The organism is Citrobacter europaeus, from assembly GCF_037482245.1.
GTDB lineage: Bacteria > Pseudomonadota > Gammaproteobacteria > Enterobacterales > Enterobacteriaceae > Citrobacter > Citrobacter europaeus.
The window spans coordinates 3,192,297-3,207,952 of sequence record NZ_CP148084.1 but is presented as its reverse complement, the minus strand read 5'-3'; the positions used below and the strand labels follow the sequence as shown (position 1 = coordinate 3,207,952).

Below are 15,656 nucleotides of genomic sequence, written 5' to 3'. Positions count from 1 at the left end.
ATAACACAGAGAGTTAAGGGTTAAAAATCAGTGAATTTTTACACCTGACGTTACCAGAGGAACAATGGCTGCCGACGAATTTCTGGTGTCTTACGCCAGTTTGCAGAAGAAGAGTGTTATGTCTATGAGAGTCAGCCTTGTGGGTATTTAGGCAAAGGCTGCCAGGCTCGGTTGCACATAAATGCCGACGGAACGCAGCTATTTTTCGGGTTCCACATTGTTCTGAGGGTAGGTGTCGACCGGCGAGCACAACCCCGCCGCGTTTCCACAACCACTGTCGGAATCCGGGAACAGCCAGTTTATTTAGCCCACAACCACGCACCTTAAAGCGTTTTCGGCGATGTTATTGATTTCCATCTAGCCAGTACTGCAGTATGCGTACATGACATTAATGTTGAAGATGATTAATCTGCCCGGATAGCTTTAGCCAGCGCTCTGGACTTTTGGCCTGCCTTGTAGGCGATCCCTAATTTCCTCATGAATATAATCCAGCAAAGCATATCTTTTCCTGTATTCTGAGCGTTTTTTACTGGGAAGCGCATTAAATGACTTACGCTCGACATTCACCGGTAACTGATACCAGTTACTATATGGACGGCCAGCAATCGATTCCCAAAAATCACTGTATGTGGCAACAAAGGACTTACGTTTCTTATACCGGTATCTCAGTTGCCTGAAAACATGACTTTGTTCGCTGACTGCTAAAACATCAGAAATATCACAGCAACTCATTAATGAGCACAGAGCCTCATAAACGATCCGCTTAGGGAATAGTCCATAGCAGGCCTTAGTTGCATCCCTAATAACGTCAGGTCCAATATTTTTTGGAGCACCCTGTAAACCACCAATAAACGCACAATGCCCTTTTGGCGTTGGGATAATAGAGAATGACAAACGAGCGACTGGGATCGTGTTATAATAGAGCGACAACATCAGTTCTCCCTCGCGATCAAAACCGCCAGAAGAGCAATAAATATTAAGCTCCTCACCATTTTTCCCATTAAACTGAGTCAATAATACATCACTGTCCGGAAATAAAAATTCCTGATATTTTACTGGCAGACTCTGGATAAAACGGTAATGTCCAATGATATTTTTACGTCGAGTCTTGGTTAGTCCACCTTTATGTAAATAAGGGCGATGAATTTTGGCCGGCAACGTAGGTTGTATTTCCAGGATCTTATTCGCTTCACTAAGTGAACATAACTCATAAAAATAAAGAATACTGGAGGCAGGATTGATTATGCACCGTAAAAGATACATGAATCGAAATTTCTTGTTCTTCCATTTGCCATGCAGAGAACCACGAGCCAGTACGATGTTTGTCAGAAATTTTAAAAATGATACATTTTTCATAAATATCGCGTGTTAATCTGTTATTTAGTGTTAAAATTTGTTCGCTCGTAAATCATAACCCTTGATTGGCACATTCAGAATGAATAATAGCTTCATTTCTGGGCGCAACACTTTTCCATTTGGACAGGAGAGAGTTATAAAACCCAAATCTCTGACGGAAATGGACAGGCATTAACTAATTTTTAATTATACAGGGTGAAACCTATATATTTATTAAACAAAGTGCTTTTACAGGCATTGCTATATTCTATGAGATGATGAGTGTATTCTTAAGATAGAGATGGGGACATTAAACTTCAGTTTAAACAAGGTATTACAGCCTCTACCGTAAGCTGCTTAACAGAACCGTATAGATATTTATTTTTCATTTAGATCAACTGCTTAGTTTGGAATGTTTGGCGATCCATGATGGAAAGTCGCTGAAAGGCGAGGATGTGGTCGGTGTGATGGAGGGGGGTGGGTGCTGGGCAAGCGCCTGCCGGTATGTATTCATTCTCAAATGACATGGCTCCGGCTAAATTCATCCAAAGTCTCTGGAAAGACAAAGATCTCTGATTTAGCACTGCAATGATTTAGGTCAGGGTCAATTTGGCCAAGATCTCAAAAAATGCTTGGAACTAAAACGGGTCTATTAACAGAATCAACAAGTCAACTAAGATTAGCTTAACTGACTTGTTACTCGTCCCATCCTTTTTTAAAATGGTTCTAGCTATCCATACTCTCCGGATACGGATAGCCAGCACTATTTAAAATTTCGGTAAGAGTGAATGCTTCACCAATGTTAGGCCACTCAATACTGTTTTTTGTTATTCTATAGTTTTTTAAATCTTTTATATTTGCCTGCTTAAGCAATGGGAACCAAATGAAAGGGACCGATATAATGAGTCCATTTTGTAACTCAAGACAAATATGATGGGCGGAATACCGTATTTTTTTAACTTGTAACATAAGAGACCTTAAGGTAAGTTAATGTATGGAACACGCTTCATTGAATTGTTGTCAGATAATTTGATTATTTTCCATAAATATCTTTCGATAGTATCCAGTATTGGTAACGTCGATTCCCTTGGGCGGTGATACGTATCGAATGAAGATTAACATGCCATCCTCCGTCACTGTCAGGTGATTCATCAAAGATAACAGTACCAGTAAGAAAACCTTCATCGATTAAAAGAGCCATATACGCATAGGTTTCTTTTGTACTACCAATTGATTTAACTAATTTATTCCACTCGTGATGATTTATTCTTGAGGGAAGTGCTGTTTTGAAAGCATTTAAAATATGCATTTGTTTATTTTCATCTATAATCATTATGGCTACTCCTGTTGATTATTAATGTAATTACTTATTGAGTCTTAGATGGATTTTACCAAAACCAATAAAAATCAAAACAATAAAAAATAAATGCTGCAATTAATATCACCCAGCATAATGCTAACATGATATTTTGTGTTTTTTTATTTCTCTCTAGCGGTTGCATATTTCTTGCCTTTTCATTGATAAGTGTACTTACACCTTGTAGTATCTAGCCTTCCTAAATACCCTTAGTAAAAATGAACTGCAAAAGTTGAATTTTCCTTGCACGAACAGCACCTGCACAAGAGTTAAGGTAGTAATCGAACGTTCTTCTAAATATAGGGGGATAATCATCTTCCAAAAGATGCCATGAAGAGTTAAAGCGTTGCTCCCATGCTATTAAAGTCTTGTCATAATCTGTACCGAAATTGTGTAAGTCTTCTGTAACAAACCAAGTTTCACTCGCACTCGATATTTGAGAAATTGACGATAAACTGTCATGTTGGAAAATATACTTGTTTATCCATGGATCTACATTATGGTCAGTTTTGTTGGAACAGATAGTATGGAGTAAAAATAAGCCATTTTTTTTTAAAAGCTGATTAATAATATTAAAATAAGTCAGATGGTTTTTAGCTCCAACATGTTCAAACATACCTATCGAGACAATGCGATCAAAGGTTTGTGTAAGTGTTGGGAGATCTTGATAATCAATTAACTTAAAATCTATATCTAATGAGCTACAACGGATACTGGCCATTCTTATTTGCTCGGCTGAGACGGTTACTCCCGTTACTCTAACTCCATAATTTTCAGCCGCATACGCAGCAAGCCCCCCCCAGCCACAACCGATATCTAATAACGTCATTCCTTTTTTAAGCTGCAATTTTTCACAAATAAGTTTTAACTTATTCTGTTGCGCTGTATGTAAATTTTCCGCATTACGCCAATAACCACAAGAGTATTGCATATAAGGATCGAGTATTAAACAGAACAGGCGATTACCAAGATCATAATGATCTGTACCTGCTATCCAGGCCCACTTATTTGATTGCATGTTGAGCAATTTTTCTCCAGCAAGCCTGACCATGTTCTTCATGTTCCTTTTTATTATCCCGTCCAGGTCAGCGCGGAGAGTTTTGGTAACCATTTCATCCAGCTTTTCACAATCCCACCAGCCATCCATATAGCTTTCACCGAGGCCAAGAGCGCCTTGCTGTAAAACTCGCTTGAAAAAACGGTTATCATGTACCTGAATGTCGAATGGTCGAGAACCATTAATTTTGATATCAGCTTCATAAAACAGTCGCTGAGCCAGATCATACCATTGATCATGTTGGCCTTTTCGTACTGTGTTCAATGGATATTTATTCCTGGAATAATAATTATTATTATTCATGAACTAACTCTCTTGTAACTTTTTTTTACAGCTGTAAATAAAAGAAGTCGACCTCCACGTTAACATCTCAATTTCTCGCGGAGTCTTACCATTTTTAAGATGTTGAAGGATTGTTTCACGGTCTTCGTTGATGTTTTTACGACAGTTATACTGGTTTCTTTCTGCATCTTTCAGTCGACTACTAAGGAGTGTGGTCAGTTTTCTTTGTTTCATTATAGCAGTTGACTTCATATCCCCATCACTAATTGACTGAATTTCTCGCCAGACCGATATCGCACGGCGTAACAATCCCATGGATTCAAGTTCATTGGCTTTATTCATCAGTTCCAACGTTTTCTTCATAGTAGGAAGATACCTTTTTATATTCTGTCATTTGTAATACAAATCTGCTTGATGTTTATTTGAAAATATAATGAATTATACGAATAATGATCATTGATGAATGGAATGAGTTTTTTAAGTAGTTGTTTTATAATTGATTGTCGTTGTTTTTTATATGGTGTGATTGCTATGATTTATCAATTTTGAAGACGGCAAATATGTTTCAATATATTAATCTGAACTACGCCTGAGAAAATTTTTATTACTTGTTGTTCGTATATGTTTTGTTTAGTTTTTCAATGCTAATTTTGGATTGTGAATCACTGCGTTAATGTAATAACTAACGTTATATTTTCCAGGTTGTATTGTTCATGCCAGCAGTGGATTGCTTTTTTTTACGATAACCAATCGCAACCTGTAAGGTTTGCCTTTGATATGTCAGAAGTATATGCTTCTTCATAGATATATAGACATCAAGATAATTATTTTTTAAATATAGGTTTGTTAAAATGAAATCAAAAGAAATTCTGGCTGGAATAATGATGGCCTCAACGATGCTGATGTCAGGTTGTTCAACTTATGATTCGGTGCAGGTGAAACCGAAAAAGCTTGAGAATAATTACTCTTATTACCTTCTCAATCCGCCACTGTACGAAGGTGATGTTGTACAGTACAAATTAAAAGATGGTAGCCATGATACTGTTACTGTTCAGACAACCACACCGCGGGCGCTGCTTACAAGTACCGGGCAGGCGGTTTCCTTTGATGATATGGTTTCGCTTGATAAAAAAGACATATCGAAAGGAAAAACAGCAGCAGCAATAGGGGCTGGCGCTGGAGTAACCGCAGTTGTCATCGTTGCTGTATTTGCTGTAGCACTCGGTGCGGGCTTTGCAGCAATAGCTGCCGGAGGTTAAAACTATTCAAGTCACGTCGTGACTCAGCCGCTCCCATTTAACAATATGTATGTAACCTATGGCCTGAGCTCACATTGCTATCGAATTCATGAAGCCTAAGCACACAGTTGGTTGTCAGCAGGCAATTTTGTGTAGCGAGTCCGTCTGAGCATCGACAGAGCGACCCATCAAGTCATGCAGGGCATCTGAGGCGAACTGATATCCCATTCGGGTAATGAATTTAGCGACAATAAATACGACCAGTAAATCCATAAAGTGCAGCCCCAGCAAATTCCCGGTGATACCGAACGCCACCACTACGGATGATGCAGCATCGGAGCGCGCGTGCCAGGCATTCGCAATAAGTAGTGAAGAGTTATGCCTCGGCCGGTCGCAAGCAGATATCTAAAGAGAGTCTCCTTAATCGCTAGAGCCAGTAAAGCAATCCATAATGCGATCGTTTTACTTCCTGATGAGACTGTCCGTGAAAGAGCTTATTACCGGCAGACCACAGCATCCCTGGACCAACAAAAAACAGAATGTCCCCGATAATAAATTTCGCACCATTCTCGAAACGCAGATTTCCGTAATGGTGGTCATCATCAGAGTCTCGCTGGATTTATTATTTTCTACCATGAAAACAAAGTCAGAAATAAGTCTAAAAATGAGCGAAGGCCATCAGAAATCAACCCTTGAGAACCAAGGGGCATGCCAGCAACGAATTGAACAATTTAAAGAAAAAGCTCTAATCATTACACTTGTACGATAGTGAGGTAGCAGAGGCTCTGGTCAGTGTTTTTGGGTTGAACAGAATGACTGAGGCAGGCATGTCAGAAAACATGCTTATTGCCTGAAAATGGACTTTCTTTTGCCAGCAGGCTTGAAGTGAACCCGATGTATTCAACAAAGCCCATTGTTATTAAAAGGAATAAATATGCATAACAACTGTAATGATTAGCTCGTCCATGAGGTAATCATTATCCCCCTTAAATTACGCGCTGGCGGCAATCAGCCCATTGAGAGTGTCGCTTATCTTCTCAACCATCGTAGAAATACTTTCCTTGGTTCTCTGATTGCGTTCGATGTTAATGCTGAAAATATCTGTTATTGTGCTGGGATGCCCGCCAAGAAGACAAACCCGGTCTGAAAGCATTACCGCTTCTTCAACGCTGTGGGTTACCAGGAGCATCGAGCGTGTTTTAATAACCCTATTTTCCCACATTTCGATGAGATCCTGGCGTAGCTTGTTGCCGGTGAATATATCCAACGCGGAGAAAGGTTCATCCATCAGTAAAAGATCCGGCTCAACCGCCAGTGCGCGGGCAAACCCGACACGCTGGCGCATCCCCCCCGAGAGCTCCCGTGGATAAGATTTTTCATAGCCGATGAGGCCAATCAAATCCAACATGTCCATCGTCCTTTTACCGACTTCATCAGACGAAAGTCCCAGTGCTTGCAGCCCAAGAGCCACACTATCGAACACATTTAACCATGGGAATAGCGCAAATGATTGAAAGACCATACTGGTATTTTTTCCCGGCCCATTAACTGGCTGATCGCAGCACACGATGGAACCAAAATCAGGTTCGACAAGACCGGCCACCATTCGCAGCAGCGTGGATTTACCCGAACCAGAACGCCCAAGTAATGCAACAATCTCATTCTCCTTAACCTCAAGATTAATATGTTCTAGCACAACAACTTTTTGTTCCCGGTCTTTTTTGAAAGATTTAGAGATGTTTTTAACTTCTAATACAGCTTTTGAATGCTTCATAACATGTCCTGATGGCTGATTATTAATCATTAGTCGAATTTGAAACGGTTTTCTGCATAGCGATACATGGGTTGCCAGATGAAAATAATGCACAGTAGAACCATGAAACACATTGCCAGGCATCCCAGTGCTTCTTGCTGATTTAGGCCGGCATCGCTGGCGAGAGAGATAAAGGCACCGAGCCCATGAGTTTGTAATGTAATTTTTCCCCAGTTCAGTACTTCAGCGGCAATTGCGGTATTCCATGCCCCCCCAGCTGCTGAAATAACTCCAGTGACGATATATGGGAAAATTGCCGGAAGTGTGAATTTACTCCACCACAGCCATCCACGAAGATGACAAACTTTACTCGCTTCAACCATTTGGCTGGGGATCATCGATGTGCCCGCGATGACGTTAAAAAGCACATACCATTGTGTACCCAGCATAATCATCGGGATGGTCCAGCTCCCCAGGTCCTGGTGCCATACCACAATCATAAAAGCAATCAACGGGTAAAAGACGTTGGCAGGAACCGCGGCTAAAACCTGGATAATCGGCTGGAAAAAACGTACCAGTTTAGGCCGTAGACCGATCCAGACGCCAAGCGGCGTAAAAATAATGACGCTGAGCACCATGGCCGCAATGACCCTCGCAGCAGTCAACCCCATCCAGCCGGGAAGTGAAGCCAGATATTCCTTAGGAATGAATAACCACAGCTGGTGGCCGTAATAAATGCATCCAACAACGATAGCCAGATACCATAGATTTGACCAAAGCCAGTTCATTTGTCCCAGGAAAGCAAACAAGCGATGAAGTCGTAACCCGTACCATGCTTTTGGTAATACAAATAACCAGAATAGGGAGAACCGTTTGCAGGCGAGCCCCAGTCCTCGCCCTGTCATTGAATTGCTCAGGCATTGATAGAACCATGAACTTGGTACCTTTCTGTCACTTACATCCTCGTACTTAAACTGATGGGCATAGCGGACCAGCGGACGGAACAGTAATTGGTCAAAGATGATGATATTAACGATTAGCGCTAATACTCCCCGGACGACGCCAGAAGGACTACCTTCCTGAAGCGCAATACCAATATAAGAGCCAACACCCGGTAAATTTGTACTGCCTCCTCCTACTGTCAGCATCTCTGAGGCAATCAACGCAAACCAGGCGGCAGACTGCGATACCATCGTATTCCACAGTAACCCCGGGAACGAATAGATGAATCCCAGACGCCAGAATTTCTGCCAAGGGTTATAGCGGAATACTTCCGTCGCTTCTGCCAGCTCGTTGGGTACCACTCTGAGTGTCTGGTACAGCGTCAGCATCATATTCCATGCTTGTGCGGTAAAGACTGCGAATATCGCTAAACCTTCAAGCCCCATAACGCTGTGCGGATAAAGACCGAGGAAAAAGGCGGTGGTGAAAGTCAGGAATCCAACTAACGGGACAGATTCCATAAAGTTGACTAAGGGCAAAATGACGCGTCTCATAGGCGCAAATTTTGCTGCCAGCACCGCAAAGACGATTGAAAATAGCATTGAATAAAATAGCCCGATTACCAGGCGCATGGTGGTACGAAGCGTGTAATAAGGAAGAACATGATAATCGAGGCTTAGTGCGGGTAAGTCGTGCCCATTGAATGCGCTATGCATCCCCCGCCAACCGTAGATAAAGAGGACAATACTTGCCACAAGAATAAAACAGACAACCATATCGTTAAGCACAGAAGTCGTCTTGCTTCTATGTTTTGTCAAAGCATGCATAATAAGAATCTCCGCTCATTATTCACGCTCAGGGGATGACCTTCACTGAACATGAGTGAATAATGCAGGATGAAATTTATAAACCCAAAATGGCCATAGAGGCGCGTCAGCTTAACTCAAGCCTCTATGGTACATTACGAATTAAGGCAGTAACGTGTTGATATAATCCTCAACAGCACGCTGTCTTTTATTTGCAAGTTTTTGCAGGAACCCACTGACGAAAGACTTTCCGCTAGCGAGCTTTTTATTGATGGCGAGTGGTGATGAATTCCGGACGGGCAGACAGGCATCCGCCAGAGTTGAAAAATGAATGGTGCTATTAGCATCAACATAAAAAATATAACGTTTGGTTGTGAGCAACATGCTACACCTCACCTAAGTGCATTAAATGAAAGGCCATTAACCGACAGTTTCAAGGCAACTGTCATGACCACCTCCATTGCATACACCTGATTTCAATGCAGATAGTCAGCCTGTGCTTAGCCCTCTCGATGGAGGTTCATCAGAAATGTTATGCGTCATAGCGCTTCTCCTCTTGAAGATACGGGGTTAATTTAGTTATGGCGGGATGATTTTCGATAAGAACATCACGCTAATTAGTAGTTATTTTGAGGCGCAATCACATGTTAGGTGAAATTACTGCCCACCGGGACCGGCAAGCAGCGACAGGAACATTTTTGCTAGCTTGCCTTGTTATTTAATTTAGGGTAACTGTCCAACGAATAACTCCTGTTTGAAAGATGCCTTATTATAGCTATGTGGCTTGAACGGTAAATTAAAAAATCACTTCTGGTTATGAATTGTTTAGCTATGACAAGGTAAGAGTTAATGTTTCAAAATAATACGGATTGAATCGCTATGGATAATCCAGACACTCCCTGCCGTTAATGGACTGACCCCACCATCACAGCCGGGTAAACGAGGATACAACAAACCCATACATTGTCGAAAATATCGTTACATCGATGATCTGCAACAGTCATGATTCGTTTCATTGTGATTAGAGGGGCCATCATTAATGATTTTTAGACTATTGAAGTGTCTATCTGGTTCTGTTGACTTAAAAACTGAAGTTCAGGATAAACTGTGATGCCGGTTTTTCAGATAGCCAGCAGGAATATACACCGGTCTAATAAACTCAGACCGTGTTGATTGCGCGTTACAAATAATCCTTAGTCAGCAAATGATTAGAATTGTATATTGATTTTGATCAATTTTACGGCGATTTAGTTCAATGTAAATATCGATCGATTACGCCTTTCGTGATAGTTAATGACTATCAATAATAATTAATTGATCGTTTTTGTTGATCAATATGTCTGCGCATACTATCCTCGGCTTGTTTTCTGCACAAGTTTGGTTCTTTTTTTGTTCAATTGGGCCGAGGTCTTTATGAAGTAACTTGAGCTCCGTGAATCGACGCACAAACAGCGGCCGATGATGCGTGCTCTTATCGAACAGGGTAGGAGCATCTACCGCCTCAGGTTAAGTTGGCTGAATAAGCTGGGTCTGCGAATACGGATACGACTCGATGGAACGCTGATCCCGGCATTTCCTTGAGGATGGTGAACCTGCATGTTGGATAATTCATTCTCTTAATTAAACGAGGTTTTTACATGATATTAAAACTGATTCCGATTGCTTCGCTAGTTTTTCTGGCGGCCTGTTCATCCTCTGGCGCGGCTCATTCCCCGGACAATAAGGCAGTCAGTAAAAATATGACTCCGTCAGTAAAGTACGCCAGCGGAAGAAACTCCCTGACTCCGGTTTATGCTATTACTTCCAGTAACAACAGTTGTGTGGATAACTTTAATTTTCTGCGGCGGGTCGGAAGTGATCAGTATCAAAAATATTCACAGGACTATATAAAAATTGGCAACGGGTATACGTTTCTGAACACCAATAAAAATATTATGGGGGACGATGCGAAAGCAGTATATACCATGAAGCTTGATATGAAGCTGGATACCTTATGTAACCGCGTTAATTATGCTGGATATCAGGTTGTTAAAGCAAAAATAAAAGAACTATACGGAATTTAAGCTATTTCCTTGGCTGTCTTTCCGGAAATAAATGGTGCCGGGTGCATACTACATGAGGCACTAATGCCGGGTTGTGGAGATAATCATAAAAATACTGAAAGGGTAAGAGAGGCTTGTGATGGAAATGGCACTGACTCTTTTTCTTACGCTGTTATGCATCCTGTTTTATATTGGATGCCTGACCGGTTTTTATTTGTAATCTGCAGAATGATATTATATATCTCTTGTCCGTTTTTTAATCTGTGTTTATTATTCTAATGATGGAATAGTCCATGTCCCCTGACATCAGACGTAATGCTATTATTGCATGGCTGCTTATTATTATACAGTTTATTACACCCGTACTGACGCTGCTTCCGGCACCGGTTCGTGCGGATGTGGATATGTCTGCTGATATGCAGGGGACAATTCATGGACTGAACTCACTTATATTTGGAGAACCGGCGGGGCATCACGACTCCCCGCCAGTAGTTTCTGGCGAAGGGCAAACTGTAGCGCCTGTGGTCCCACTCTCTGCCGGCCCGCAAGGTCAGCGGGCAGTCCCCGATGCCAGACTGATTCCGGAGCCCAGGGTATCACCCGGTCTGCCAGATCTGACCCGGCCGGTACTGGGGCAGGGGAGGCCGCTGAAGGTTCCGTCAGAAAACATGTTGGAGAGGCATGTTGCGGAACGGTCGTCTGAACCTGAAGGGACGCTGGCCTCCGGTGCCATGCAGATGGGGTCCATGTTCTCCAGCGAGAACAGAACGGATGCTGCCATTAATTATGCCCGGGGAGTTGGCGAAGGACTGATTAACCAGAGAGTAAACGACTGGCTCAATCAGTTCGGTAACGCTAAGGTCTCGCTGGGGAGCGGCGGGCAGTTTTCCGGTGATATGCTCATTCCTCTTCACGACACCGACCAGAATCTTATTTTTACCCAACTGGGCGTTCGCCGGGGCCAGGAGAGAAATACAGTTAACCTCGGTGCCGGTTACCGGACGTATATGGACGACTGGATGTTGGGTGGAAACGTTTTCTATGACTATGACTATACGGGTAAAAACCGGCGTCTTGGTGGCGGTGCAGAGCTGTGGCGTGATTACCTGAAGCTGGGGGTTAACGGTTATATTCGGCTGACGAACTGGCACCAGTCGGTACTTTCAGAGATGGAGGACTACGATGAGCGTCCGGCAAACGGTTTCGACATACGTGCTGAGGGATATCTGCCCGCCTGGCCCTATCTCGGCGGTAGCCTGAAATACGAGCAGTATTTCGGCAGGGGCGTCTCCGTCAGTGACAGCACCAGTCCTGACACCCTGAAGGACAATCCTGCCGTGCTGACTGCGGGCCTGAGTTACACCCCTTTCCCCCTGATGACCCTTTCTGCCAGCCGCTCGGTTGGTGACTCAAATGATACCCGAATGGCCCTGGATATTAACTATCGGCTGGGAGTGCCGTGGTATCAGCAGGTCAGCCCCGATAACGTGGATTTAATGCGCAGTCTGGCCGGTAACAAATACGATTTTGTTGACCGCAATTACAACATTGTTATGCAGTACCGTAAGCAGGAGTTGCTGCGCATAGGGCTGCCGGAGCGGCGTAGGGCACAGGCGATGGAAACCATCACCATTCCGCTGACGATCGCAAAGGTCAAGTACGGCCTGAAGGGGGTTGACTGGTCGGTTTCTCCGGAGCTGGTGGCCCGCGGTGGACGCTACAGAATACTGACTCCCACGGAAATTGAGGTGATGCTGCCGGCCTATATATTCAGCGGTGATCAGAAAACGCCGCAGACGTATCAGATCAGCGCGATGGCGACGGACAACCATGACAACCAGTCCAATACGGCAACGATGCAGATTGACGTTGTGCCATCCGATAACGGGGTGACTATCAAGTCGGACAAGAATAATGCGAAGGCGGACGGTCAGGGTACGGACAGCGTGCTGGTGCAGGTGACGGACAAAAAGGCGGGTCAGGTGGTGGCGCTGACGGCGGACAACGGGGCGGTCATCGCGAAGACGGTGACCACGGACGAGAAAGGCCAGGCGACGGCATCACTGACCAGTATGGTGGCAGGCGCCAGCACGGTGACGGCGACGATGCTTAACGGTAACTACGATACAACTGAGGTTCACTTCGTAGCAGACAGCTCGACGGCGCAGGTGAAGTCGGTTCTGCTGCAGGGGGATGAGGTCAGCAGGGTTGCCGACGGCAGCAGCAGCTTCCGCTACGCGGTGACGGTGACGGACGCGAACGGCAACCCGGTGGCGGACCAGACGGTGACGGCGCAGGCGGACAAGCCTGACCATGTGACGGTGGCGGCGGACGGCGCCACCAACGCCGCTGGTCAGACAACGGTGACGCTGACGAGCACCACGACGGCGGTGTCGGACATTCAGGTGAGCGTGAGGGCAGGCAGCACCGGCAGGATGGTGGACGCGGATAAAAAGGTCAGCTTCGTGGCAGGGGCCGTGTCGCCGGACAAGTCGGACTTTGTTGCCGCCGCCGATCACATTGTGGCGGACGGTCAGGCGGTCTCGACGCTGACGCTGACGCTGCGGGACAGCAACGGCAATGCGGTGTCGGGCCAGGCCGCGACGCTGAGCGCGAAGGTGGCGGGCGCGGGTGACACGCAGGTGACGGGGTTCACGGAGGGGACGGCGGGAAGCTATACGGCCGGGCTGACGGGGACGGAAGCGGGGCAGGCGACGGTGCAGGCGATGCAGGGGGCGCGTCCGGCGAGCAACGATAAGCCGGCGGTGACCCTGACGGCGGACGCGGGCACGGCGCAGGTGAGCGCCCTGGCGGTGACGCAGGACGGCGCGAAGGCGGACGGTGAGGACGCGGACAGCGTACAGGTGCAGGTGACGGACGCACATGACAACCCGGTGGCGGATCAGGCGGTGGCGCTGACGGCGGACAACGGGGCGGTCATCGCGAAGACGGTGACCACGGACGAGAAAGGCCGGGCGACGGCGCCGCTGACCAGTAAGGTGGCGGGCCTCAGCACGGTGACGGCAACGCTGGGTGACAGCAGCCAGACCGCGACGGCGCACTTTGTGGCAGACGGCGCGACGGCGCAGGTGAAGTCGGTTCTGCTGCAGGGGGATGAGGTCAGCAGGGTTGCCGACGGCAGCAGCAGCTTCCGCTACGCGGTGACGGTGACGGATGCGAACGGAAACCCGGTGGCGGACCAGACGGTGACGGCGCAGGCGGACAAGCCTGACCATGTGACGGTGGCGGCGGACGGCGCCACCAACGCCGCTGGTCAGACAACGGTGACGCTGACGAGCACCACGACGGCGGTGTCGGACATTCAGGTGAGCGTGAGGGCGGGCAGCACCGGCACGATGGTGCCTGCGGATAAAAAGGTCAGCTTCGTGGCAGGGGCCGTGTCGCCGGACAAGTCGGACTTTGTTGCCGCCCCCGATCACATTGTGGCGGACGGTCAGGCGGTCTCGACGCTGACGCTGACGCTGCGGGACAGCAACGGCAATGCGGTGTCGGGCCAGGCCGCGACGCTGAGCGCGAAGGTGGCGGGCGCGGGTGACACGCAGGTGACGGGGTTCACGGAGGGGACGGCGGGAAGCTATACGGCCGGGCTGACGGGGACGGAAGCGGGGCAGGTGACGGTGCAGGCGATGCAGGGGGCGCGTCCGGCGAGCAACGATAAGCCGGCGGTGACCCTGACGGCGGACGCGGGCACGGCGCAGGTGAAGTCGGTTCTGCTGCAGGGGGATGAGGTCAGCAGGGTTGCCGACGGCAGCAGCAGCTTCCGCTACGCGGTGACGGTGACGGACGCGAACGGCAACCCGGTGGCGGACCAGACGGTGACGGCGCAGGCGGACAAGCCTGACCATGTGACGGTGGCGGCGGACGGCGCCACCAACGCCGCTGGTCAGACAACGGTGACGCTGACGAGCACCACGACGGCGGTGTCGGACATTCAGGTGAGCGTGAGGGCAGGCAGCACCGGCACGATGGTGGACGCGGATAAAAAGGTCAGCTTCGTGGCGGATGTTTCAACAAAAGACATTGCAGTCAATGGTTATATCTTTGGAAAGGATGAAGGCTTCCCAACGACAGGTTTTAAAGGGGCGATGTTCACCATTGAGCTGAAAAACGGTAACGCTTCAGACTTTAACTGGAAAGCCGATGCTCCTTGGGTGACAGTAAAGGATGGAGTGGTTTCATTTAACGATACAGGAACCGGAAGTAAAGTTACTATTACCGGCACACCAATTAGTGGTGAGGGTAAAATTATCAGTTGGGATTTTACGCTGAAAAATTGGTTCATCAATAATGGTACAACTACCGGGACCGACATGGATGAAGCTAGTTTTTGCGGTTCGAATTTTTCTAAAGTACCGACAATACAACAACTTAATGGGAGTGAAAGAAGTGATGGTAAACGTGGAACTCTCGGTGGGCTTTGGAGTGAGTGGGGTAATCTGACTGCTTTCAACGGATCAGGTTTTGTGTCGACGAATCCTATCACAGATTATACTGGTTACTGGACATCTCAATATGCCGCTGCCACATACATTGTCAGTCTAAGTAATGGAAAACTCGGTACTATTATTGGTAACTTTAGTGAATTTATGGTGTGTCGAAAGTCGATGTAGTGATAGAAACCTGTAAGTTATTCTGTGTAACTGCCACTACGCCGAAGGTGATCGTGTAAGTATTCTGCATAATCGTGCCATTCATCTTTAGAGATCCTCCGGCATAATCAAATTAGTTTTAGCGGAAGCGGGCTACGCTTCCGCTAAATATGGACTCCAGGCTATTTAATAGCTTGGGGTTTTTCGTTTAGCTCGGTTTATATTTTGTCTTCC

At 46.3% G+C, this 15,656-nt stretch carries 13 protein-coding genes and 2 pseudogenes; 5 read left to right on the top strand and 10 right to left on the bottom strand.

What is annotated here, in order from left to right; genetic code table 11:
* Nucleotides 1-26: 26 nt before the first annotated feature.
* Nucleotides 27-207 (top strand): annotated as a pseudogene (locus tag WHR59_RS15235) (salicylate synthetase); the annotation flags it as partial.
* On the opposite strand, the pseudogene WHR59_RS15230 reads toward WHR59_RS15235, so the two are convergent.
* The 6 genes and pseudogenes from WHR59_RS15230 to WHR59_RS15210 form a co-directional block, all read right to left on the bottom strand.
* A pseudogene (locus tag WHR59_RS15230) lies at nucleotides 202-375 on the bottom strand (IS66 family transposase); the annotation flags it as partial. The pseudogenes WHR59_RS15235 and WHR59_RS15230 overlap by 6 nt on opposite strands.
* 48 nt (nucleotides 376-423) lie before the next feature.
* Complete coding sequence (locus tag WHR59_RS15225; protein ID WP_075144880.1) at nucleotides 424-1,356, bottom strand: VirK/YbjX family protein; 933 nt, start codon at nucleotides 1,354-1,356, stop codon at nucleotides 424-426.
* Between the two features lie 705 nt (nucleotides 1,357-2,061).
* On the bottom strand, nucleotides 2,062-2,304 hold the full coding sequence (locus tag WHR59_RS24505) for a DUF2442 domain-containing protein (protein ID WP_043015815.1): 243 nt from the start codon (nucleotides 2,302-2,304) through the stop codon (nucleotides 2,062-2,064).
* A gap of 64 nt (nucleotides 2,305-2,368) precedes the next feature.
* Nucleotides 2,369-2,668 (bottom strand): hypothetical protein, encoded by a 300-nt coding sequence (locus tag WHR59_RS15220; RefSeq protein ID WP_338843246.1) that lies wholly within the window; start codon nucleotides 2,666-2,668, stop codon nucleotides 2,369-2,371.
* 223 nt (nucleotides 2,669-2,891) lie between these two features.
* Nucleotides 2,892-4,052, bottom strand: a complete 1,161-nt coding sequence (gene cfa, locus WHR59_RS15215) for a cyclopropane fatty acyl phospholipid synthase (protein WP_338843245.1) — start codon at nucleotides 4,050-4,052, stop codon at nucleotides 2,892-2,894.
* A gap of 3 nt (nucleotides 4,053-4,055) precedes the next feature.
* On the bottom strand, nucleotides 4,056-4,394 hold the full coding sequence (locus WHR59_RS15210) for a hypothetical protein (RefSeq protein WP_043015817.1): 339 nt from the start codon (nucleotides 4,392-4,394) through the stop codon (nucleotides 4,056-4,058).
* 488 nt (nucleotides 4,395-4,882) lie between these two features.
* On the opposite strand from WHR59_RS15210, the gene WHR59_RS15205 reads away from it, so the two are divergent.
* Nucleotides 4,883-5,290, top strand: coding sequence for a hypothetical protein (locus tag WHR59_RS15205; protein WP_047412240.1), 408 nt, complete (start codon nucleotides 4,883-4,885; stop codon nucleotides 5,288-5,290).
* 114 nt (nucleotides 5,291-5,404) lie between these two features.
* Here the strand turns inward: WHR59_RS15205 and WHR59_RS15200 are convergent, their stop codons facing one another.
* On the bottom strand, nucleotides 5,405-5,632 hold the full coding sequence (locus WHR59_RS15200) for a cation transporter (RefSeq protein WP_231130593.1): 228 nt from the start codon (nucleotides 5,630-5,632) through the stop codon (nucleotides 5,405-5,407).
* 121 nt (nucleotides 5,633-5,753) lie between these two features.
* Between WHR59_RS15200 and WHR59_RS15195 the strand changes: the two genes are divergently transcribed.
* A complete protein-coding gene (locus tag WHR59_RS15195) occupies nucleotides 5,754-6,038 on the top strand; it encodes a hypothetical protein (protein WP_230586291.1) in 285 nt (94 codons plus the stop codon).
* Nucleotides 6,039-6,260: 222 nt separating this feature from the next.
* On the opposite strand, the gene WHR59_RS15190 is transcribed toward WHR59_RS15195, so the two are convergent.
* From WHR59_RS15190 to WHR59_RS15180, 3 genes are all read right to left on the bottom strand, one after another.
* Nucleotides 6,261-7,043 carry an ABC transporter ATP-binding protein gene (locus WHR59_RS15190; RefSeq protein ID WP_043015819.1) on the bottom strand — a complete coding sequence of 261 codons (783 nt, stop codon included), beginning with the start codon at nucleotides 7,041-7,043 and terminating at the stop codon, nucleotides 6,261-6,263.
* Nucleotides 7,044-7,072: 29 nt separating this feature from the next.
* Complete coding sequence (locus WHR59_RS15185; RefSeq protein ID WP_043015820.1) at nucleotides 7,073-8,791, bottom strand: ABC transporter permease subunit; 1,719 nt, start codon at nucleotides 8,789-8,791, stop codon at nucleotides 7,073-7,075.
* Nucleotides 8,792-8,932: 141 nt separating this feature from the next.
* Nucleotides 8,933-9,154 (bottom strand): hypothetical protein, encoded by a 222-nt coding sequence (locus WHR59_RS15180; protein ID WP_043015821.1) that lies wholly within the window; start codon nucleotides 9,152-9,154, stop codon nucleotides 8,933-8,935.
* Between the two features lie 1,253 nt (nucleotides 9,155-10,407).
* Between WHR59_RS15180 and WHR59_RS15175 the strand changes: the two genes are divergently transcribed.
* Both WHR59_RS15175 and WHR59_RS15170 read left to right on the top strand, forming a co-directional pair.
* Nucleotides 10,408-10,833, top strand: a complete 426-nt coding sequence (locus WHR59_RS15175) for a hypothetical protein (protein ID WP_181230567.1) — start codon at nucleotides 10,408-10,410, stop codon at nucleotides 10,831-10,833.
* Nucleotides 10,834-11,105: 272 nt separating this feature from the next.
* On the top strand, nucleotides 11,106-15,443 hold the full coding sequence (locus WHR59_RS15170) for an Ig-like domain-containing protein (RefSeq protein WP_338843239.1): 4,338 nt from the start codon (nucleotides 11,106-11,108) through the stop codon (nucleotides 15,441-15,443).
* Nucleotides 15,444-15,656: the final 213 nt, after the last annotated feature.

Excerpts from the sequence above, each read along its gene's own strand:
- WHR59_RS15225 (WP_075144880.1), bottom strand. The coding sequence starts at position 1,356 with ATGAAAAATGTATCATTTTTAAAATTTCTGACAAACATCGTACTGGCT.
- WHR59_RS15185 (WP_043015820.1), bottom strand. The coding sequence starts at position 8,791 with ATGCATGCTTTGACAAAACATAGAAGCAAGACGACTTCTGTGCTTAAC.
- WHR59_RS24505 (WP_043015815.1), bottom strand. The coding sequence starts at position 2,304 with ATGTTACAAGTTAAAAAAATACGGTATTCCGCCCATCATATTTGTCTT.
- WHR59_RS15190 (WP_043015819.1), bottom strand. The coding sequence starts at position 7,043 with ATGAAGCATTCAAAAGCTGTATTAGAAGTTAAAAACATCTCTAAATCT.
- cfa (WP_338843245.1), bottom strand. The coding sequence starts at position 4,052 with ATGAATAATAATAATTATTATTCCAGGAATAAATATCCATTGAACACA.
- WHR59_RS15170 (WP_338843239.1), top strand. The coding sequence starts at position 11,106 with ATGTCCCCTGACATCAGACGTAATGCTATTATTGCATGGCTGCTTATT.
- WHR59_RS15205 (WP_047412240.1), top strand. The coding sequence starts at position 4,883 with ATGAAATCAAAAGAAATTCTGGCTGGAATAATGATGGCCTCAACGATG.
- WHR59_RS15175 (WP_181230567.1), top strand. The coding sequence starts at position 10,408 with ATGATATTAAAACTGATTCCGATTGCTTCGCTAGTTTTTCTGGCGGCC.
- WHR59_RS15210 (WP_043015817.1), bottom strand. The coding sequence starts at position 4,394 with ATGAAGAAAACGTTGGAACTGATGAATAAAGCCAATGAACTTGAATCC.
- WHR59_RS15220 (WP_338843246.1), bottom strand. The coding sequence starts at position 2,668 with ATGATTATAGATGAAAATAAACAAATGCATATTTTAAATGCTTTCAAA.
- WHR59_RS15180 (WP_043015821.1), bottom strand. The coding sequence starts at position 9,154 with ATGTTGCTCACAACCAAACGTTATATTTTTTATGTTGATGCTAATAGC.